We start from the raw sequence: 19403 nt of genomic DNA on the forward strand, positions 1-19403 counted from the left end.
ACGACACATATGAGTCACGAGGAATTCCCCACAGAGAACCCAGCGGTGGTGACGTGCGGGTTGCCCTACGCGAACGGTGACCTGCACATCGGCCACCTCAGAACGTACGTCGGCGGCGACATCTACAGTCGCTCGCTGCGAAAACTCGGCCAAGAGACGGCCTTCGTCAGCGGGTCGGACATGCACGGCACGCCAGTCGCCGTCAACGCCGAGAAAGAAGGAGTCACGCCCGAGGAGTTCGCGCTCCGCCACCACGAGAAGTACGAAGCGACGTTCCCCCGCTTCGACATCGACTTCGACAACTACGGCCACACCCACGACGAGACGAACACGGAACTCACGCAGGAAATCGTCCGAACCCTCGAATCTGAGGGCTACGTCTACGAGAAAGAGATTCCCGTCGCATACGACCCCGACGCGGACCAGTGGCTTCCCGACCGATTCGTCGAGGGTGCGTGTCCGTACTGCGGCGCACACGCCCGCGGTGACGAGTGTGACGAAGGCTGTGGTCGCCACCTCGAACCCGGCGAGATAGAAGACCCAACCTCGACGCTCACCGGCAACCCCGCCGAGTACCGCGAACGTGAACACAAGTTCTTCGCCGTCTCCGACCTACAGGAGTACCTCCAAGAGTTCATCAATCGGGTGGAGGGCACCTCGAACGCGCAGAACCAGCCTCGAGAGTGGATAGAAGGAGAACTCCAAGACTGGTGTATCACCCGCGACATGGACTGGGGTATCGACTACCCCGGCGACGAAGCCGACGACTTGGTCCTCTACGTCTGGGTCGACGCACCAATCGAGTACATCTCCTCCACCAAACAGTACACAGAACGCGTCGGCGCCGACGTGTTCGACTGGGAGGACGCGTGGAAAGAGTCGGGCGACATCGTCCACATCATCGGCCGCGACATCATCCAACACCACACCGTCTTCTGGCCGGCGATGCTCAAGGGAGCGGGCTACATCGAACCCCGTGCCGTCATGGCATCCGGCTTCATCACGCTCAACGGAAAGGGCTTCTCCACGTCGCGTAACCGCGCCGTCTGGGCCGACGAGTACCTCGACGAAGGCTTCCACCCCGACTTGCTCCGGTACTACCTCGCCACGAACGGCGGGTTCCAGCAGGACGTGGACTTCTCGTGGTCGAAGTTCCGCGAACGCGTGAACAGCGAACTCGTCGGAACCGTCGGGAACTTCCTGTACCGCTCGATGCTCTTCGCGTACCGCAACTTCGAGGGCACTCCAGCGGCCGACGTGTCCGAGGAAGTCCGCGACCGGATTCAGGAGGCGATCGACGAGTTCGGTGCGGCTATCAACGACTACTCGATTCGGAAGTCCGGCAACGCCGCCGTCCGCCTCGCCCAGTTCGGCAACGAGTACATCCAGCGGAACGAACCGTGGAAACTCACCGACGAGGACCCAGAGGCGGCGGCGCAGGTCATCCGTGACTGCGTCCAGATTGCGAAGGCAATCGCCGTCATCTTCCACCCCGTCGCGCCCGCCAAGATGCAGGCGCTCTGGGAGCAACTCGGTGAAGACGGTGCCGTCGCCGACACGCACATCGAAGACGCACTGGAGACGCCGCCCGCGTCGTTCGGCGAACCCGAAGCGCTGTTCGAGAAGATAGAAGACGAACGCGTCGAGGAACTCAACGAGAAACTCGCCGAACGCGTCGCCGCGACGGAATCCGAAAGCGACGAGTCCGAGGAGGACGCCGACGAGAGTATGGCAGACGAATCCGACCTCGAACCAATCGCAGACGACCGCATCTCCTTCGACGAGTTCCAGGAACTCGACCTCCGCGTGGGCGAGATTCTGGACGCCGAAGGCATCGATGGTGCGGACAAACTCGCCAAACTGACCGTCGACATCGGCGTCGAAGAGCGCCAAATAGTCGCCGGTATCAAGCAACTCCACGACCTGTCGGACCTCCCCGGCAAGAAGGTCATCATCGTGGCCAACCTCGAAAAGGCCGAACTGTTCGGCACGGAGTCCAACGGGATGCTCCTCGCCGCCGGCGACCAGGCCGACCTGCTGACGACCTACGACGACGCGACGCCCGGCACGAAGGTCCAGTAAGGCTCCCCGAACTCCTCGATTTTTGCGTCGAATCCCGGTACGGTATCGCAGAGGCTATCCGTCCCGCTTGCCCAGCGTCAGCTATGGAACTCGGTGGACGAACCGTGGTTGGAATCGTCGTCGCACTCGTCGCCATCGTCGGTGTCGTCGCTGCCGTCACCGGTGGTGGGGCCGGAACCCTGACTGTCGAGCGTGTGGATGAACTCCCCGAAGGCCAAGGTGCCGTCGCGTTCGCGAACCTCGACCCGGACCAGCGAGCAGTCTTCGAAGAAGCGGTCGAGACCGGAGGGACAGTCCAGATACCGACCGAGTCCGCACGGAACGAGTTCGTCGAACCCGGGTACGTCCGGTACGACGGCGGTATCTACCGGACGACCGTCACCCCGTAGTCCGTTCGAGAGGGCCTCAGGACGCTCGTTCTCTTCTCGAAAGCCAGCGACGTATCGGAGTCACTATGGGTGATGACAGACGACCCGCGTCTATGCGACTGGGCGTGTCACTCGCCGTCGTCCTCCTCGTCCTCAGTGCAGGCTGTCTCGGCGGGAGCAACGGGACTGGTTACCTGACCGTCGAGCACGTCGAGGAACTCCCACAAGGGGAAGGTGCAGTCTCCTACGACAACCTCTCGCCGGAACAGAAAAGCGCGTTCCAGCGGGCACTTGACGACGATGGGAGCGTGACAATCCACAAAGGGACCGACCGAAACGAGTTCATCGACCCCGGGTACGTCCGATACGACGGCGGCATCTACCGGACGACTGTCTCGGTCCCCTGACACCGTCGCGCGACTGTTCCCTGTGTGGCGACATCGTTCACTGTCTGGGGATAGGTCACCCCAACCGTGAGCACGAACTACACCGCTTCTGTCTCTCTATCCCGGACCCAGACGACGCCTCGGAGGAGAATTCCGAGTGAGACGACCACGAGCGCACCGAGTACGAGTGGGTGCTCGTCATCGAGGCCTGCGACGTTGCTCCCGACGGAGACGACTGACCCGGTCACGAGAAGAAGCACGGACGTCAACGACAGTGTGTCAGTCCCGCCTCGGAGTTCGTCGTAGACGGACTTCGTGGCCGCGACGACGACAGCCACGACGGCGATACTAAGGACGATAGGGACCATAGCGGCCGGGTCGAGTGAGACCATACACGGCGAGTCTCCACCTCGGATGATGTATGTGTCGGTGAAAACGGATATTTCGACGAGGGTGGTACCTCGTGCCACTCAGCGGACTACACCTTCTTCGGTGGCCTGAGCCGGTAGTAGCGGCGGTTGAGGTTGTACATGTAGCCCTCACGCATGGTCTTGAGCACCGCGTAGGTGATGGTCCCGAAGACGAGGGGCAAGAGGAACGTCAGGTCGAACAGCAAGCGGACGCTTATCGGGACGAGATTCTGGATAGCGAGGATACTGATTGTCATCGCGAAGACGACGCCCGCGACACCGACTGCTGCCCAGAACGGTTCCTCTACTGGCCGACGCGCGGACCCCTTGTTGAGGAAGGGAACGATGGCGATGAAGCCGACGACCACACCGTTGGCCAGCACACCATAGGTTCGGTCGGCCATTAGCTTCTGGCCGCCGAGGATGGCGAGTTCGGGGTTCAGTGGGTCGAGTTTGAGCAGGCCGAACGACCAGTAGAGGTACCAATCGGGTAGGATAATCGCCGGGGTCTGACTCGGATTCGCCGGCGGGCCGATGTGCGGCGGCATCGTCGCCGAGAGGAACAGAATCATCCCGACGAAGAACGACGCGATAGAGAGGTTCCGAACGGTCTCGTGCGGCCACGTCGGGAACGCGAGTACGTCGCGTTCGACGTAGTCAGACGATTGACGAACCGTCTGGTCTTCGTACCGTGCACGCTCGAAGTATTCGTAGGTCAGACGCGCCAGACCGGTCGTCCGGGCTTTCCGGTCGTAGAACGTCGGTGTCTCGTTGTCCGGCGGGACTGGTCCCGTCGGAAGACCACCGTCTGCGGCCGGTTCCGTCTCCGACGTCGCGTCACCACCGCCACCGGTCCCACCATCTGTCCGAAGCGGACCCTCGTCGCTCGAAGGCATAGTAGTAGATAGGTCCGAGAAGACAAAAAGAGCGCGACAGCACCCATACCGACCAAATTCGAGACTCTCAGTAACTTCTGTGGATGCCGCGTCGGGGCTATCCCAAGCTACATAGACTATATGTGTGAACGAGTTACTCGCACCCGAGTTCATCATCGGGCTTTTTTATTCTTCGCTCGTAGGGCGCGCTATGCGAAACGCAAAGATCGTCTGTACACTCGGTCCCGCCTCGTTCGACCGAGAGACGATTCGTGGACTCGCGGACGCCGGGATGAGCGTCGCCCGGATGAACGCGAGTCACGGAACCGTCGAACACCGGTCGGATGTCATCGACAACATCCGGGCAGTCGACGAGGCGACCGACGAACCGCTCGCGGCCATGCTCGACCTGCAAGGCCCCGAAGTACGGACCGCCCCCATCGACGAGGACATCTACCTCGAGACGGGGAGCGAGGTCCGATTCTACGAAGGTGACGAGGCCACGCCAGAGGCCGTCGGGCTCTCGTACTCTATCTCTGCTGCGGAGTCGGGCGACACCGTCTTGCTCGACGATGGCCGTATCGAGGCGACCGTCGACCGAGTCGAAGACGACTCTGTCTTCACTCGTATCAAGTCCGGTGGGCAACTCGGCGCTCGGAAGGGCGTGAACGTCCCCGGTGTCGACCTCGATATCGACCTCATCACCGACTCGGACTACGAGAACCTCAAACTCGCCGCCGAGAAGGAAGTCGACTTCGTCGCCGCCTCGTTCATCCGCGACGCCGCCGACGTGTACACCATCAGTGACACCCTCGAATCGTTCGGCGCCGACATCCCCATCATCGCCAAAATCGAGCGTGCCGGCGCGGTTGCGAACCTCGACGAGATTATCGAGGCCGCACACGGCGTGATGGTCGCGCGCGGTGACCTCGGGGTCGAATGTCCCCTCGAAGAGGTCCCTATCATCCAGAAGCGCACCATCCGAAAGGCACAGGCCGCGGGCGTCCCGGTCATCACCGCCACCGAGATGCTCGACTCGATGGTTCGCTCCCGCCGTCCGACCCGTGCCGAGGCCTCCGACGTCGCGAACGCCGTCCTCGACGGCACCGACGCCGTGATGCTCTCAGGTGAGACGGCCGTCGGCGACCACCCCATCCGTGTCGTCGAGACGATGTCCCGCATCGTCGAAGAGATAGAGTCGAGTCCCGAGTACCACGAGAGCCAAGAACAGCGCGTTCCGACCGCTATCGACGGATCCCGGACCGAAGCGCTGGCACGCTCTGCTCGGTACCTCGCCCGCGACGTGAACGCCGCGGCCATCGTCGCCGTCTCCGAATCCGGGTACACCGCCCGAAAGACGGCCAAGTTCCGCCCCGGCGTCCCCGTCGTCGCGGTGACGCCGAACGACCGGACCCGTCGCCAACTCGCGCTCCTGTGGGGGTCGTCGGCCGAATACTCCGACTACAGCACGAGCGTCGAGTCCGTGATGGACGACGCCGTCACCGCCGCACTCGACGCCGGTGCCGCAGAGTCCGGTGACACCATCGTCGTCCTCTCTGGGATGATGACCGAACTCGAAGGCACGAACACGACGAACATGCTCAAGGTCCACGTCGCCGCCGAATCCGTCGCAACTGGTCGCAAAATCGTCGGCGGGCGGGTCGCAGGACCGCTCTACCGCACGGCAGACGGTGACCTCTCCGACGTACCTGAAGGGGCCATTCTCTCGCTCTCTGCCGACTTCGATGGCGAGTTCGACGGCGACGCGGCCAAACTGGCGGGTATCATCGATGCCCGTGCTGGCATGACCGGGTATCCGGCACTCGTCGCACGCGAACTCGACATCCCGATGGTATCGGGTGCACCACTCCCCCCCACCGTCGAAGAAGGGTCGACGATTACCCTCCACGCGGAACGCGGCATCGTCTACGAAGGCGACGTCATCAGCCACGAACGCGACGGCCGGTAACGTTCGGTAGCCCTTTCCCGCCTCGTCGCGTACCCGAACGTAATGTCTCGCTCTCCAGAACCCAAGACTGAGGACGAAGGCGAGTGGCGGTTCGGTATCGACGACGTCGGCCCCGACGGCATCGTCGAGGACACGCCCGCCGAGGCGGAACCCATCGAACCGGGAAAGCCGCAGGCGGAGAACGTCGTCTTCGTCCTTCTCGGCGTGCTTCTCGCGGTTGGTCTCGTCCTCGTCACTATCTTCCCTAACGCTGCCTGAGCGTCGCTGCTTTCGCGCCACTGCTTCGTTCGGAACCGACCTCGAAGGCCGTTCGACGCCATTCACCCAACCTCGTCGGCGGAGTGAGTTTCCGTTTTGATAATCGGGCCTCTTGATTTATGTGACCCCGATGGTAATCGCCGTCAACCCCAACCGGGACACACGACATGAGTTACGTAGCCCGCGCCCCCTCCGCTTTGCTTGCCGTGTTGATTTGTACTGCGGCACTCTGGGTCCCAGCGCCCACCGCCGCGGCCGACGAGCCAACCGCTTCGTTCGACCAGGACGTCACGACAGTCACACGTGGTGACGTCGTCGAGATACGGGTGCAACACTCCGAACCCGGCGTCCTCAACGTCGGTGGTGACGACTACGGCTACCACCTGACGGTCGAACTCACCGGGTCTGGCGTGACGACGGTCGAAATCGACACGTACAATTCGACCATGGAACCGGAAGACTACGTGTCCGGTGGCGGGAACGCGACGCTGCGCACCGCCGACCTCCGGCGACCCATCGAACCGAGTACGTACCTGATGAACGTGACCATCGACGGCGTCGAACGCGCCATCGGCCAACTCGAAGTCGAACCCCGCGGCAACACGTCTGCGTCGACGCTCGTCGCGCCGGCGAGTCTGAACGACTCCGACTCGTCGCTGTCGCCGTCGGACATCCAGTCGTCTTCGACGGAGCGAATCGACGTCGCCCGCGGTGACCTCGCTGTCATCCGCATCAACGAGAGCGGTCTGGAGACGGCACTCACGCCCGAAAACGTGGCTGGAGGGGCAGACGCGAACGGTATCGAGATTTCGATGAACCAACTCGAAGTGCGTCCGAACCAGGAACAGCAGTCGTTCCTCGCCACACCCGACAACGGCACAACTGTCGTCCCTGACTTCGAAAACGACGTGGTCTACGTCGTCTGGGACACCTCGGACCTCCCGATAGAAGGCGAGTCCGAAGACTACGAAGTCACGGTGACGTTGCAGGGCGACCACAGCGACTTCGTCGACGAAGACACGATTACGGCGCGGACGCGGGTCAATCTCGTCCGGCCAACCGTGTCTATGACCGTCAACAACGAGACCACCTACCCGTGGGAAGCCCCGACGGTCAACGTGACCGGCGAGTCGACGTTGGCACCCGGGAGTGTCGTGGAACTCAGGGCGCGTGCCCCCGGCCAACCGTTCTTGAAACTCGTCCCGATGACCGTCTCCGAGAACAGGACGATACGGACGAACCTCACGTTCGCGCCCGAAGACCGTGGCCTCGTCTTCCCGATGTGGGTTCGCGACTACCGCGACAACACCGAGACGACGATGCGACTCCTCGAATCCGACGCGAGTCTCCGGTTCGTCGACCAGGAAACTGACGGGACGTTCGTCACTATCAGTGAGGTGAACCTCTCTGTCGGTGGATTCGTCCGGGTCGAAACGGCAGACGAAGAAATCCTGGGGACGAGCACGTACCTCCCGCCGGGAGAACACGGGAACGTCATCGTCGAATTCGACCGTCGGCAACTGACCGACACCGAACTACTCGCAATCGCCCACGCGGACCGTGACGACGACCAGAACTTCTCGTCTCAGGTAGACCTCCCGTACCGGACGAACGGCAGTGTCAACGGGTCACTCGTCGCCGACGACGCGATGGTCCGACTGGAACCCGACGCGAAGACACCGACGCCGACCAGCACTCCGACGACGGACGAACCAACACCGACGGCGACGACGACGTCGACTGCCACACCCTATCCGGTCGTCGAACGGACACCCATCGAACCAGCAGTCGCTGGGACGAACACGGGGATTCCGTTCTCGCCCGGACTCGTGGTTATCGCGCTCATCGTCACCGGATTCCTCGCACGACGACGATGATTCGCACCACATCACCGGGTCTGACGACGGCAGTGCTGTCGAGTGGTGACCGCGCCGGTAGGTTTACTCCCGACGCTACACCTCGATTGTACGAACACGAATCCCACATGACCGGAGACGACGGACGAACGAACTGGAACGAGACGGAGGTGGCCTGACGATGGCGAGACTCGTCGAACTCGAACCGGCGAACTTCGTCCGGTTCCTCTCGGACCTCTGGACGCAACGGAACTGGCAGACGAACGTCCAACCGCGTGGTGAAGGACGCTACCTCGTACAGGGGCAACGCGGCGACGGGACGAAAGGGATGATGCTCGTCTTACCCACCGTCGACACGGCCGTCGAGTTCGACCACGTCAGAGGCTTCGTCGCCCACGCGAAGAAACGACAGATAGACGTCATCGCCATCGCGACGCAAGGCGAGTTCACAGACAAGGTCCGAGGCTTCACCACGAAACACGACGTGACCCTCCTCGACCTGGACTCACTCGGTGAGACAGTCGAAGAAGAGGACCTCGAAGAGACCGTCAAGCAGTACACCGACGGCGAGGTGTACGAGACGGCGGAAGTGGAGTTCGGACTCCCGTTCGACCTTCCCGAACCGGTCGCAAACGCACTGTCGTCGCTCCCACTCGATTCGGTCCGCGAGCGTCTCTCGGGATTCGCGGGTGACAGCGACGTCTCGCTTCGGGACCGCCTTCCCTCCTCGGTCGACGACCTCAAATCCGGGTCGCCGCCGAGCGTCCGCGTCGTCGTCGTGGCAGTCTTGCTCCTCGTGCTCGCACTGGGGTCCGTCGCGGTCCTCGGCCCGATGGTCGATGGCCTCGGCACGCAGGGCGGGCAAGGCGGCGTCGCCGTCTCTGCCCTGTCGTCCGCGCCACAGTCGTCGTCGGACATGGCCGCGCGGTGGAACGCGAAGACGACCGATTCCATCACCGTCGGGAACAACTCGTACACCGCCCCCGACGGCAAGCAGTTCGTGGTCGTCGCCCTCAACGTGACCGTGTCGGAGTCGTCACCGGGGACACTCTCGCAATCTGCGCTGGTCCTCGAATCTGACGGCGTTCGCTACGGCCATCAACCGCTCACCAACACCACAGGGTTCGCAACCGGTTCGTTGTTCGCACCCAACGAGTCGACGCGCGTGTGGACCGTCTACTCCGTTCCCGCAAACACGACGACGGGAACGCTCCTCGTCCGCAGTTCGAACGAAGACACAGTCACGTTCGTCCACGACGAGACCATGTCCGCCGAACCGACCGACGCCTCGTGAGGTCAGACCGACGAACCGACGCCACGCGACGGACATCGAACTGGCCGCCACGTGGTGACATACCCTCAACCCTTAATCGGACGACGACCCTAGAGCCTCTATGGCATACCCGCCGTTCCCGTTGCAGTTCGACCTCATCGGTCCCGAGACACTTCCATTGCTCTTGGTCCTCGCCGGACTCGGTCTCTCTCTCGCCGAAGCGATGGCGCCCGGTGCGCACTTCGTGGTCCTCGGCGTCGCCCTCCTCGCCGCGGGTCTCATCGGACTCCTCATCGGACCGTTTGCGACACCGCTCGTCCTCGGTGTCCTCGTCTTCGTCTTCGGTGCCCTCGCGCTGTACGGGTACCGAGAATTCGACCTGTACGGGGGCAAAGGAGAGGGGAAGACGAGCGATTCGTCGGCGCTGAAAGGAAAGACTGGTCGCGTCACAGAACGCGTCACGCCCACCGACGGCGAGGTAAAACTCGACGAGGGCGGGTTCAACCCCTACTACGCCGCCCGGTCGGTCCATGGCGAACTCGAAGTCGGAAGTGAGGTGGTCGTCGTCGACCCCGGCGGTGGTAACGTCGTCACCGTCGAAGGAATCGGTCCCGGTGAGGACGAAATCGACCGCGAACTCGCCAGAGAACGGGCGCGTCGCCGACGAGAGCAGGCAGAACGCGAGCGCGAAGCAGAAGACGTCGAAAAGGCGTAGTCGGCGCTCTCTGACCGGACCACACCGTCCACAGTCCGGTGGTGTCGGGAACGAACACTTATCAAATAGTCTGTAATTTCTGCGGACATGGACGTCATCGGCCCGAACTCGGGGGTCACGTTGGATGGGTCAGTCTTCGTCGGTATCGTCGTCTTCGTCGTCGTCGCCGTGGCCATCTCACAGTCGGTCGAGGTGGTCTCAGCGTACGAAACGCGAGTCCTCACCGTTTTCGGAGAGTATCGACGACTCCTCGAACCGGGTGTCAACTTCGTCCCACCGTTCGTCTCTCGGACCTACGCGTTCGACATGCGGGCGCAGACGCTCGACGTACCGCGGGAGACGTATCTCACTCGCGACGACTCTCTCGTGGCCGTCGACGTCGACCTCGACGTTCAGATATCTGACACAGAGACGCTGTTTCACGCCACCGACGACTACGAGCGTGTCGTCTCCGAGCGCTGCGAAGAGACCCTCCGCGAGGTCCTCGCTGCTGCATCACTCGACGATGCACTCTACGGACAGTGGGTAGAGACGAAAGTTCAGACGGAACTCGGCAGGCAAGTCGACGAGTTCGGCATCCGCATCGACGGCGTCGAAGTGAACGAAGCCACACCGGTCGGTGACGAAACTCGGTGATAGCGCCTCGCACTGTCGAAGTTTCTGCAAGAACGTCTCGTTCGGAACGCTGCCGGCGGCCGAATCGTTAGACGTGACTGTCAGAGTACACGAATACTTATCATACGGCCAACCCTAGACGGGCTTATGGACCTCATAGCCCTCCAGCTGGGACTCGAACTCGGGGGTGCCGTTGCGGGCCTCCTCGTGCTCGTCCTCGCTGTCGTCACGGTGTACCAGATGGTGGAAATCGTGGACGCCTACGAGAAGAAGGCACTCACGGTCTTCGGGGAGTACCGACGACTCCTCGAACCGGGTATCAACTTCATCCCACCGTTCGTCTCTCGGACCTACGCGTTCGACATGCGGACGCAGACGCTGGACGTGCCGCGACAGGAAGCAATCACGCGCGATAACTCGCCGGTGACCGCAGACGCCGTCGTCTACATCAAGGTCATGGACGCCAAGAAGGCGTTCCTCGAAGTCGACGACTACAAGCGGGCCGTCTCCAACCTCGCGCAGACGACGCTCCGCGCAGTGCTCGGTGACATGGAACTCGACGACACGCTCAACAAGCGGCAGGAAATCAACGCACGCATCCGCAAGGAACTGGACGAACCCACGGACGAGTGGGGCGTCCGCGTCGAATCCGTCGAAGTCCGCGAAGTCAACCCGAGTGCGGACGTGCAACAGGCGATGGAACAACAGACCTCCGCCGAGCGCCGTCGCCGCGCCATGATTCTCGAAGCGCAGGGTGAACGTCGCTCCGCCGTCGAGAAGGCAGAGGGTGAAAAGCAGTCGAACATCATCCGCGCGCAAGGTGAAAAGCAATCGCAGATTCTGGAAGCGCAGGGTGACGCCATCTCGACTGTTCTGCGTGCGAAATCCGCCGAGTCGATGGGCGAGCGTGCTATCATCGACAAGGGAATGGAGACGCTCGAACGCATCGGCCAAGGCGAGTCGACGACGTTCGTCCTCCCGCAGGAACTCACGTCGCTCCTCGGCCGCTACGGCAAGCAACTGACCGGGTCTGACGTCCAAGACACGGAAGGCCTCTCGAGCATGCAGTTCGACGAGGAGACGCGCGAACTCATCGGACTCGACGACATCGACGACATCCTCGGCCAGATAGACCAAGCGGCCGAGATGGACGTCGAACAACTCGAGCAGGAAGCAGAGGCAATCAAGGCCGGTGCGGAAGTCAACAACATCAAATCGCCGGACGAAGTCATCGCCGAAGCAGACGAAGAAGAAGAACCCATCAAGTCTCCCGACGAAGTCGTCTCAGAGTCCGACGAGTCGGCAGATGAGTCGTCTTCGGGGCCGACGAACGGCCAGCAACGCGACGAAGCAGACGAAGACGAGTCGGAGATGACCTTCGAGAAGGACCTCGAATAAGCGACACCGACACTCGCGCAGTCCCCTCCCGGACCCGTCGCATCCGTTGACAGTCGTGGTATCAGACCACATACATCCCGAAGCGCTTTTCTTAGGGCCATCTCGTATGTGGAGGTAGATGTCGAATCGCCGGATAGACGACGACAAGCGTGCGACCCTTCGTCGGTTCGCCGCACTCGGTGCCGCGACACCGCTCGTGGGCCTCGGGAAACGCGACGACGACGACGAATCGGGGTCGAGCGACGCTCGTGACGCGATTGTCGGGTACGTCGCGTCCACGCCGGGTGCGCACTTCTCGAAAGTACGCGACGATTTGAAGTTAGGAACTGGTGAGACGCAGTACCACCTGCGAACTCTCGTCGATGCCGGCACGCTGGAAGTCCGTCGTGACGGTGACTACAAGCGATTCTTCCCCACCGGGCGATTCTCCGAGTTCGAACAGACCGCACTCGGCTATCTCCGCCGAGACACCCCGCGCGGCATGCTCGTTCACCTCCTTCGCGACCCAGACGCCACCGGGAGCGAACTCGCGGACAAACTAGGCGTCTCGCGAGCGACAGTGAGTACCTACGCGAAGGAACTCGACGCTGTGGGTCTGCTGTCCCGCGACGATGGCTACGCCGTCCGCGAACCAGAGACGGTCATCACGCTCCTGATTCGCTACGCCGACTCCTTCGGTGCCGACGCCGCGGCGTTCGCGGACGATGCGGCCGGGTTGATTCGGTTCGACCCCTAAAGCGGTCGAGCGGTGAGACGTGGACGTGCGGCCCTCGTTTTCGACGGACAGACACCGTGACCATGAGGACGAACGACGTTACTCACGAAGTAGTGCTGTGAGAAGGAGGTGAATGCCAGGGTGGAACGCGTGAGGGGAGACACGGCGTTCCGGGGCGCGTGAGGGCCGTGTGCCGTCAGCGGGGTCTCAGACAGTGACTTTCCACGTCGTGCCCGACGAGTACCCCCACTTCTCGACGGTCACGTCGAACTCGCCGTCGAGAATCGGCCGCATGTTCGCGCCGACTTCCTTCGCCGAGAGGTCGAGGTCTTCGGCGATGAGGCGCGATTTGAAGTACATCTGCGAGTCCGCGTTGCGGCGGAGGTATTCGAGGATGCGACGTTGTTTCTCAGAGAGGGAACTGCCGGTGTCGAGGACATCCCCCTCGACGGTGGTCGTGGTTGCGGTCGTGCTCATATCTCCACAAAGTAGTGAGATGCCTATCAGGGGTTTGGTACGGGAGGTTAACACGTCGCTGTCTGTCGATTTTATCGGTGAAACGGGTCTCCGACAGAGGCCACCGACCCGTCGCAGGTACGGTTAGCTAACACCCACGTAAGTCGAACACTCCCGATTAAGGGACGGTCGAACGCGTCCCGCGAACAGACACTCCACGACGCGAGACAGAAAATTCATACGCAGAAAGCGGCCATACCACCACAATGGGTCGCCCGACAGACCGACGCTCGGTCACCGCCTCCTCCGCCGGCGTCGAAGTGAGCGTCGTCCTCCCCGCCTACAACGAAGAGCGGACCATCGAGAACACGGTCACCGTGACAGTGGAGACGCTCGAATCGTTCCTCCCGAACGACGCCTTCGAGGTTATCGTCGCCGAAGATGGGTGCGACGACCGCACACCCGAAATCGCCACTCGGATGGCGTCCGAAGACGAGCGGATTCGCCACTACCACAGCGACGAACGACTCGGCAGGGGTGGTGCGCTCGAACGCGCGTTCGACGCCGCCCACGGCGAGACGCTCGTCTACTTCGATACGGACCTCGCGACGGACATGCGACACCTCGAAGAATTGGTCGAGCGTGTCCGTTCGGGCGAGTACGACGTCGCGACTGGGTCGCGCTGGATGCCAGAACACGTCGCTAATCGCCCGGTCAAACGCGGGTTCCCGAGTCAGGTCTACAACGGCCTCGTCCGCTTCTTCCTTCGGTCGAACCTCCGTGACCACCAGTGTGGGTTCAAGGCGTTCAGCAGGACGGCGTTCGAGACGCTCCGCGACGACGTGGAAGACAACCACTGGTTCTGGGACACCGAGATGCTCGTCCGCGCGCAACGCGCCGGCCTCCGCGTCGCCGAGTTCCCGGTCGACTGGGAACCGAAGGGCGACACGAAAGTCGACCTGGTCCGCGACATCCTCGGAATGGGGAGTCAGATTATGCGCACGTGGTGGCAACTCTCGGTTCGCCCCCGCATCACCCAGCGGGTGACTATCGCCGCCGGGTTACTCCTCACAGTCGTCGCCGTGGCGCTGATGACGCTCTACATCGACCCCTCGGAGGTCCTCTCCGTCCTCGGCGAGGCGAACCCCGCACTCGTCGCGGCGGCGGCAGGTATCTACGTCCTCTCGTGGCCACTTCGGGGCGTTCGCTACCGCGACATCCTCCGCGAACTGGGGTACTACGAGAAGGCGAGTTTCCTCACCGGCGCTATCTTCATCAGTCAGACCGGGAACCTCGTGTTCCCCGCCCGCGCGGGCGACGCCGTGCGTGCGTACGTGGTGAAGGCACGACGCGGTATCCCGTATCCGTCAGGCTTCGCCTCACTCGCCGTCGAGCGCGTCTTCGACCTGCTCACGATTGCCGGCCTCGCAGGGGCCGTTCTCGTCGGCCTCGCCGCGACTGGCGGTCTCGCCGATATCGCAACGGTCCTTGCAACCGGCGTGAGCGGTGGGTCCGTCGACGTCTCTGCAGACGACGTGCGAACCGTCGCCTACGTCGCAACCGGTGTCGGCCTCGTCGCCATCGCGGGTGTCATTGGCATCGCACTCTCCGCGCGTGCCGACCGCAACTTCGTCCGCGCGTTCGTCGGACGGTTCTCCTCGGACTCGTACGTGGAGTACGTCGTCGACATCATCGAGCAGTTCGTCTCCGACCTGCAGGCCGTCGCTGGCAACCGCACGGCGTTCAGTCTCGTCGGACTGTCGAGTCTCGCCGTCTGGACTATCGACGTGGTGACCGCTATCGTCGTCCTCTACGCCCTCGGCGTCGACATCGACCCTGTCGTCCTCGTCGGCGTCTCCTTCTTCGCCGTGAGCGTCGGGAACCTCGCGAAGGTCTTACCCCTCTCACCGGGCGGCGTCGGCCTCTACGAAATCGCATTTACCGTGTTTATGGCCGCACTCGCACCGGTCGCACCGGCGACTGCACTCGCGGCGGCAGTCCTCGACCACGCGGTGAAGAACGCCGTCACGCTCGTCGGCGGCGTCGTGTCGATGCTCTCGCTCAACGTCTCGCTGACGACGGCAGTCGAAGAGAGCGCCGACGTACGCGAACGCGAGTTCGTCGAGTCAGAATAACCGCTGTCTGTCGTTACTGGGGTCTGTACAGGTCGCTCCGAATCGGTGAGAGTGCGGCCGTCACCGCCGATTCGAGCGCGTCCGTTCGAGTGATTCGACCCTCGGAGAACGCACCTGCGGCACCCTCGTTCTTCGCGATATCCTCGGTTCCGAGAACCTCGTCCATGACCGGGCCGAGTTCCTCGCCAGCGCGAATTCGGTCGGCGATGCGGTCGGGAAGCGGGAACGTCGGGCCAGCACCCCGGCCAATTCGCTCGCCGTCGGTCACGGCGGCCCACATGATGAGGTAGAGTTCGTCTTCCGAGTCGTCGCTCGACGGGACGGCGGCGACACCACCTTCGATGCCGACGCCGAGGTCGTAGTCGCCCGAGTCGAACGCCCGGCGCGCGCGAGTGACTGCGCCGGAGAGCGTCTCGTCGTGCCCGACGGGTTGCTCCGAGACGCCCGACTCGACGGCCACTGCCGCCACGCTGGCGTGGGGGACGGCCCGTTCGACTGCACGCCGCTTCACTGGATTGCCGCTTCCGACCGCGATGTCCATGTCGTCAGAGGAAGCGTGCGGTCATATCCTTCCATCGGATTCCGTCCGCGACGGCGACCACGGGCCGGGGAGGTCGACGCCGGGGTAAAAACATCGTGCGAGCCGGTCGATACCGTCCATCAGTGCAGGACTCGGTTGGTTGAGAAGCGAGTCGTCGACGGCGTGAACGTCGGCGTCGAGGTCCCACTGTCGGGCCTCGAATGCTTCGGAGTCGCCGCGTTCGCCCTTTCCACACGGGTGGAGGACGACGTGGTCCGGGTCGGCGGCGACGACGGTGTCAGGAGCGATTTCACGCGACCGTTCGCCGGCGTCGACGAGTGGATACGACCCACCCGCCGCCCGGACAACGTCGGGGACCCAATTTCCGGCCGCCATCGGCGGGTCGGCCCACTCTTCGCAGTAGACCGTTGGACGAGGTTCGTCGGCGACTGCCGCCCTAACTGCGTCAAGGTGGGACCGGCAATCGTCGGCGAGTGCAGTTCCCGCGTCCGCGTCGCCGGCGGCGGCACAGACAGTAGAGAACGTCTCGAACACCTCGTCGAGCGTCGTCGGCGCAACGTGACACACGTCGAATCCGCGTTCGCGGGCCTCGTCGGCGACGTCCTGCTGGAGGTCGTCACAGGTGTAGAGGACGTCTGCGTCGAGTGCTTCGATTCGTTCGAAGTCGGGGTTCAACCAGCCGCCGACTGCGGGGCGGTCCAGTGGCGAGTGAACGGTCGTCGCGACGACGTGGGACTCGAGTCCGGCGGCGTCGAGAATTGCCGTCGAACTCGGGGCGAGTGAGACGACGCGGGGCGAGGCGGCCATGGGTACACGCCACGACGGACCTGCGTGAAAAATATGTACCGCGTCGCTTCGTTCGGGAGCAGACTGGAGTTCGGGGCAGAAGTCTATTGGCCCGTGTGCGGGGCGCTCACATGCAAAATTAGCCAAATCTGCGGACGATACCAAACCATTTATGCAGTCGTCTGCGGTCGTGAGTGTTACGGACAGCATCCGGGTTCTAGCCGCCTCTAACCACCCCTTCCCGGAGCACCCGCCGTCGTATACATGAGCGAACGAATCTGGACCCGAAACCCCGGCGCAAAGCAGCGAGAAGACAACCAGCGAAACGGCCGACAGCAGACCGAATCCGAATCCGAGACAACGAAGGGAGACTCCCTGCAGTGTCCCGAGTGCGGTGGTCACGTCGTCACCGACGACGAACACGGTGAGACCGTCTGTAACGACTGTGGCCTCGTCGTCACCGCCGACTCCGTCGACCGCGGCCCGGAGTGGCGCGCGTTCGACGCCCGCGAGAAAGACGAGAAGTCCCGCGTCGGTGCCCCGACGACAAACACGATGCACGACAAGGGTCTCTCGACCAACATCGACTGGCGTGACCGCGACGCCTACGGGAACTCGCTCGGTGCTCGCCAGCGCCAGAAGATGCAGCGTCTCCGCAAGTGGAACGAGCGCTTCCGCACCCGCGACTCCAAAGAGCGCAACCTGAAGCAGGCACTCGGCGAAATCGACCGCATGGCCTCGGCGCTCGGCCTCCCCGAGAACGTCCGCGAGACGGCCTCCGTCATCTACCGCCGTGCGCTCGACGACGACCTGCTCCCCGGCCGGTCCATCGAGGGCGTCGCTACCTCCTGTACGTACGCCGCCGCCCGCATGGCCGGCGTCCCGCGCTCCCTCGACGAGATTGCAGAAGTCTCCCGCGTCGAGAAGAGCGAAGTTGCCCGCACGTACCGCTACATCGCGCGCGAACTCTCGCTCGAAGTCAAGCCCGCCGACCCCGAGCAGTACGTCCCCCGGTTCGCCAGCGAACTCGGCCTCTCGGACGAGTCGAAGATGCGCGCGCGCAAACTCCTGAAGAACGCGAAGGAAAAGGGCGTCCACTCGGGTAAGTCGCCTGTCGGCCTCGCCGCCGCCGCCGTCTACGCTGCTGCACTCCTCACGAACGAGAAGACGACGCAGGCCGCGGTCAGCGACGTTGCAGACATCTCCGAAGTCACCATCCGCAACCGCTACCACGAACTCCTCGAAGCAGAGGAGAACCTCGGACTCGTCTGAATCGACGACGCTCCCGACGGCGCGTAGAGACGACCGCTGTACTTTTTCCGTTATTCGAACCCCCAGCGACAGCGCCGGGTGATGGACCACGCTACGCGCGGCAGGCGAACTGGTCGGCGGGGGAAACATTTTGTCGTCGGGTGAACACCACTCTACGATGCGCACGGAACACGCCCTCCGCGTGGGCGACGCCGCTGACACTGGACTCGCCGACGGAAGCGTGGACCTCGTCGTCACCTCGCCGCCGTATCCCATGATTGAGATGTGGGACGACCTCTTTTCGGCACGTGACGAGGGCGTAGCCCGTGCACTCGCGGCGGGCGACGGCGACGCTGCCTTCGAGTCGATGCACGAGCAACTCGACGCGGTGTGGGACGAAGTCGAACGCGTCCTCGCGCCGGGCGGTATCGCGTGCGTGAACGTCGGCGACGCGACGCGGAGTCTCGCCGGGTCGTTCCGACAGTACCCGAACCACGCACGAATCCTCACGGCGCTCACCGAACGCGGACTCGTTCCGCTCCCCGACGCAATCTGGCGAAAACCGACGAATCGACTGACGAAGTTCATGGGGTCGGGGACGCTCCCTCCCAACGCCTACGTCACGCTCGAACACGAGTACGTCCTCATCGTGCGAAAAGGAGACTCCCGGTCGTTCCCGCCGGGTGACGAGATGCGCTACGAGAGCGCCTTCTTCTGGGAGGAACGAAACCGCTGGTTCTCGGACCTCTGGGACTTCACCGGGACAGACCAACACCTCGATTCAGGCGCGCGAGAGCGCTCGGCGGCCTTCCCGGTCGAACTTCCACTGCGCCTGATTCGGATGTACTCTGTCTACGGTGACACCGTGTTCGACCCATTTACTGGGACGGGGACGACGACGCTGGCGGCCATGCTCGCGGGGCGAAACTCGGTCGGCTATGACCTCGATGCCGACCTGATTCGGGCGTTCGAAGACCGAGTCGAGGATATCGAAGCGCGCTCGCGAGAGGAAGTCGAGCGCCGACTCGACGCACATCGGGCGTTCGTCGCCGACAGAGACGACCGACCCGGGTACGATGCCGAACACTACGAGTTCCCCGTCGTGACGAAGCAGGAACGCGAGATTCGACTGTACGGGGTCACCTCTGTCACGAAGTCGCAGTCCGACGAGGACCGTGTGTTCACCGTCGAGCACGACCCACTCGACGCAACCACAGCGACCGACGTGGGGTCGAGCCCGGTGAATTCGACGCCGGACGCCGTCTCCGAAGACGGGCAGACAACGGATTGATAGCTGAGCAGGACGCGTCGACC

Annotated in this window: 20 protein-coding genes; 15 read left to right on the forward strand and 5 right to left on the reverse strand. The window is 63.2% G+C overall.

Going from position 1 to position 19403, the window contains the following annotated elements; translation table 11 throughout:
• The first annotated feature begins 9 nt into the window (after positions 1-9).
• The 3 genes from metG to GJR96_RS01290 all read left to right on the forward strand — a co-directional run bounded on the left by metG (position 10) and on the right by GJR96_RS01290 (position 2857).
• Positions 10-2082, forward strand: a complete 2073-nt coding sequence (gene metG, locus GJR96_RS01280; RefSeq protein WP_151161276.1) for a methionine--tRNA ligase — start codon at positions 10-12, stop codon at positions 2080-2082.
• Positions 2083-2165: 83 nt separating this feature from the next.
• Complete coding sequence (locus tag GJR96_RS01285; protein ID WP_151161277.1) at positions 2166-2471, forward strand: hypothetical protein; 306 nt, start codon at positions 2166-2168, stop codon at positions 2469-2471.
• A 92-nt stretch (positions 2472-2563) separates the two neighbouring features.
• On the forward strand, positions 2564-2857 hold the full coding sequence (locus GJR96_RS01290; protein ID WP_151161278.1) for a hypothetical protein: 294 nt from the start codon (positions 2564-2566) through the stop codon (positions 2855-2857).
• 77 nt (positions 2858-2934) lie between these two features.
• On the opposite strand, the gene GJR96_RS01295 is transcribed toward GJR96_RS01290, so the two are convergent.
• Both GJR96_RS01295 and GJR96_RS01300 read right to left on the reverse strand, forming a co-directional pair.
• On the reverse strand, positions 2935-3228 hold the full coding sequence (locus GJR96_RS01295; protein ID WP_151161279.1) for a hypothetical protein: 294 nt from the start codon (positions 3226-3228) through the stop codon (positions 2935-2937).
• Between the two features lie 86 nt (positions 3229-3314).
• A complete protein-coding gene (locus GJR96_RS01300) occupies positions 3315-4142 on the reverse strand; it encodes a cytochrome bc complex cytochrome b subunit (RefSeq protein ID WP_151161280.1) in 828 nt (275 codons plus the stop codon).
• Between the two features lie 190 nt (positions 4143-4332).
• On the opposite strand from GJR96_RS01300, the gene pyk reads away from it, so the two are divergent.
• The 9 genes from pyk (at position 4333) to GJR96_RS01345 (ending at position 12941) form a co-directional block, all read left to right on the forward strand.
• Positions 4333-6090 carry a pyruvate kinase gene (pyk, locus tag GJR96_RS01305; RefSeq protein ID WP_151161281.1) on the forward strand — a complete coding sequence of 586 codons (1758 nt, stop codon included), beginning with the start codon at positions 4333-4335 and terminating at the stop codon, positions 6088-6090.
• A 42-nt stretch (positions 6091-6132) separates the two neighbouring features.
• Positions 6133-6348, forward strand: coding sequence for a DUF7312 domain-containing protein (locus GJR96_RS01310; protein WP_151161282.1), 216 nt, complete (start codon positions 6133-6135; stop codon positions 6346-6348).
• A gap of 167 nt (positions 6349-6515) precedes the next feature.
• Positions 6516-8225, forward strand: coding sequence for a DUF7282 domain-containing protein (locus GJR96_RS01315; protein WP_151161283.1), 1710 nt, complete (start codon positions 6516-6518; stop codon positions 8223-8225).
• The gene (locus tag GJR96_RS01320; RefSeq protein ID WP_154326156.1) at positions 8222-8383 is read left to right on the forward strand and encodes a hypothetical protein; all 162 of its coding nucleotides are present in this window, start codon (positions 8222-8224) and stop codon (positions 8381-8383) included. Before GJR96_RS01315 ends, GJR96_RS01320 begins: the two co-directional genes overlap by 4 nt.
• A 2-nt stretch (positions 8384-8385) precedes the next feature.
• Complete coding sequence (locus tag GJR96_RS01325; protein ID WP_151161284.1) at positions 8386-9498, forward strand: restriction endonuclease; 1113 nt, start codon at positions 8386-8388, stop codon at positions 9496-9498.
• Positions 9499-9598: 100 nt separating this feature from the next.
• The gene (locus GJR96_RS01330) at positions 9599-10192 is read left to right on the forward strand and encodes an NfeD family protein (RefSeq protein ID WP_151161285.1); all 594 of its coding nucleotides are present in this window, start codon (positions 9599-9601) and stop codon (positions 10190-10192) included.
• A gap of 87 nt (positions 10193-10279) precedes the next feature.
• Positions 10280-10828, forward strand: a complete 549-nt coding sequence (locus tag GJR96_RS01335; RefSeq protein ID WP_151161286.1) for an SPFH domain-containing protein — start codon at positions 10280-10282, stop codon at positions 10826-10828.
• Between the two features lie 126 nt (positions 10829-10954).
• Complete coding sequence (locus GJR96_RS01340; protein ID WP_151161287.1) at positions 10955-12205, forward strand: SPFH domain-containing protein; 1251 nt, start codon at positions 10955-10957, stop codon at positions 12203-12205.
• 118 nt (positions 12206-12323) lie between these two features.
• The gene (locus GJR96_RS01345; RefSeq protein ID WP_151161288.1) at positions 12324-12941 is read left to right on the forward strand and encodes a winged helix-turn-helix transcriptional regulator; all 618 of its coding nucleotides are present in this window, start codon (positions 12324-12326) and stop codon (positions 12939-12941) included.
• Positions 12942-13127: 186 nt separating this feature from the next.
• Here the strand turns inward: GJR96_RS01345 and GJR96_RS01350 are convergent, their stop codons facing one another.
• Complete coding sequence (locus tag GJR96_RS01350) at positions 13128-13397, reverse strand: DUF7123 family protein (RefSeq protein WP_151161289.1); 270 nt, start codon at positions 13395-13397, stop codon at positions 13128-13130.
• A 245-nt stretch (positions 13398-13642) separates the two neighbouring features.
• On the opposite strand from GJR96_RS01350, the gene aglD reads away from it, so the two are divergent.
• Positions 13643-15511, forward strand: coding sequence for a flippase domain-containing glycosyltransferase AglD (gene aglD, locus GJR96_RS01355; RefSeq protein ID WP_151161290.1), 1869 nt, complete (start codon positions 13643-13645; stop codon positions 15509-15511).
• Between the two features lie 13 nt (positions 15512-15524).
• Here aglD and yjjX read toward each other — a convergent pair whose 3' ends face one another.
• Together yjjX and GJR96_RS01365 are read right to left on the reverse strand one after the other, a co-directional pair.
• The gene (yjjX, locus tag GJR96_RS01360; RefSeq protein ID WP_151161291.1) at positions 15525-16052 is read right to left on the reverse strand and encodes an inosine/xanthosine triphosphatase; all 528 of its coding nucleotides are present in this window, start codon (positions 16050-16052) and stop codon (positions 15525-15527) included.
• A gap of 21 nt (positions 16053-16073) precedes the next feature.
• Entirely contained in the window at positions 16074-16859 is a 786-nt protein-coding gene (locus tag GJR96_RS01365) for a helical backbone metal receptor (protein ID WP_151161292.1), read from the reverse strand.
• Between the two features lie 243 nt (positions 16860-17102).
• On the opposite strand from GJR96_RS01365, the gene GJR96_RS01370 reads away from it, so the two are divergent.
• Together GJR96_RS01370 and GJR96_RS01375 are read left to right on the forward strand one after the other, a co-directional pair.
• Positions 17103-18110 carry a transcription initiation factor IIB gene (locus GJR96_RS01370; protein ID WP_151161293.1) on the forward strand — a complete coding sequence of 336 codons (1008 nt, stop codon included), beginning with the start codon at positions 17103-17105 and terminating at the stop codon, positions 18108-18110.
• A 157-nt stretch (positions 18111-18267) separates the two neighbouring features.
• Positions 18268-19380 carry a DNA-methyltransferase gene (locus tag GJR96_RS01375; protein WP_151161294.1) on the forward strand — a complete coding sequence of 371 codons (1113 nt, stop codon included), beginning with the start codon at positions 18268-18270 and terminating at the stop codon, positions 19378-19380.
• Positions 19381-19403 lie beyond the last annotated feature (23 nt).

It is taken from the genome of Haloferax litoreum (assembly GCF_009674605.1).
In the GTDB taxonomy this organism is placed as follows: domain Archaea; phylum Halobacteriota; class Halobacteria; order Halobacteriales; family Haloferacaceae; genus Haloferax; species Haloferax litoreum.

Bases quoted from the DNA above. Each gene is read 5' to 3' on its own strand.
- GJR96_RS01310 (WP_151161282.1), top strand. From the start codon at position 6,133: ATGTCTCGCTCTCCAGAACCCAAGACTGAGGACGAAGGCGAGTGGCGG.
- GJR96_RS01350 (WP_151161289.1), bottom strand. From the start codon at position 13,397: ATGAGCACGACCGCAACCACGACCACCGTCGAGGGGGATGTCCTCGAC.
- GJR96_RS01370 (WP_151161293.1), top strand. From the start codon at position 17,103: ATGAGCGAACGAATCTGGACCCGAAACCCCGGCGCAAAGCAGCGAGAA.
- GJR96_RS01295 (WP_151161279.1), bottom strand. From the start codon at position 3,228: ATGGTCTCACTCGACCCGGCCGCTATGGTCCCTATCGTCCTTAGTATC.
- GJR96_RS01315 (WP_151161283.1), top strand. From the start codon at position 6,516: ATGAGTTACGTAGCCCGCGCCCCCTCCGCTTTGCTTGCCGTGTTGATT.
- GJR96_RS01365 (WP_151161292.1), bottom strand. From the start codon at position 16,859: ATGGCCGCCTCGCCCCGCGTCGTCTCACTCGCCCCGAGTTCGACGGCA.
- GJR96_RS01345 (WP_151161288.1), top strand. From the start codon at position 12,324: ATGTCGAATCGCCGGATAGACGACGACAAGCGTGCGACCCTTCGTCGG.
- GJR96_RS01330 (WP_151161285.1), top strand. From the start codon at position 9,599: ATGGCATACCCGCCGTTCCCGTTGCAGTTCGACCTCATCGGTCCCGAG.
- metG (WP_151161276.1), top strand. From the start codon at position 10: ATGAGTCACGAGGAATTCCCCACAGAGAACCCAGCGGTGGTGACGTGC.
- GJR96_RS01375 (WP_151161294.1), top strand. From the start codon at position 18,268: ATGCGCACGGAACACGCCCTCCGCGTGGGCGACGCCGCTGACACTGGA.
- pyk (WP_151161281.1), top strand. From the start codon at position 4,333: ATGCGAAACGCAAAGATCGTCTGTACACTCGGTCCCGCCTCGTTCGAC.
- GJR96_RS01290 (WP_151161278.1), top strand. From the start codon at position 2,564: ATGCGACTGGGCGTGTCACTCGCCGTCGTCCTCCTCGTCCTCAGTGCA.
- GJR96_RS01325 (WP_151161284.1), top strand. From the start codon at position 8,386: ATGGCGAGACTCGTCGAACTCGAACCGGCGAACTTCGTCCGGTTCCTC.
- GJR96_RS01300 (WP_151161280.1), bottom strand. From the start codon at position 4,142: ATGCCTTCGAGCGACGAGGGTCCGCTTCGGACAGATGGTGGGACCGGT.
- GJR96_RS01335 (WP_151161286.1), top strand. From the start codon at position 10,280: ATGGACGTCATCGGCCCGAACTCGGGGGTCACGTTGGATGGGTCAGTC.
- GJR96_RS01340 (WP_151161287.1), top strand. From the start codon at position 10,955: ATGGACCTCATAGCCCTCCAGCTGGGACTCGAACTCGGGGGTGCCGTT.
- GJR96_RS01285 (WP_151161277.1), top strand. From the start codon at position 2,166: ATGGAACTCGGTGGACGAACCGTGGTTGGAATCGTCGTCGCACTCGTC.
- GJR96_RS01320 (WP_154326156.1), top strand. From the start codon at position 8,222: ATGATTCGCACCACATCACCGGGTCTGACGACGGCAGTGCTGTCGAGT.
- aglD (WP_151161290.1), top strand. From the start codon at position 13,643: ATGGGTCGCCCGACAGACCGACGCTCGGTCACCGCCTCCTCCGCCGGC.
- yjjX (WP_151161291.1), bottom strand. From the start codon at position 16,052: ATGGACATCGCGGTCGGAAGCGGCAATCCAGTGAAGCGGCGTGCAGTC.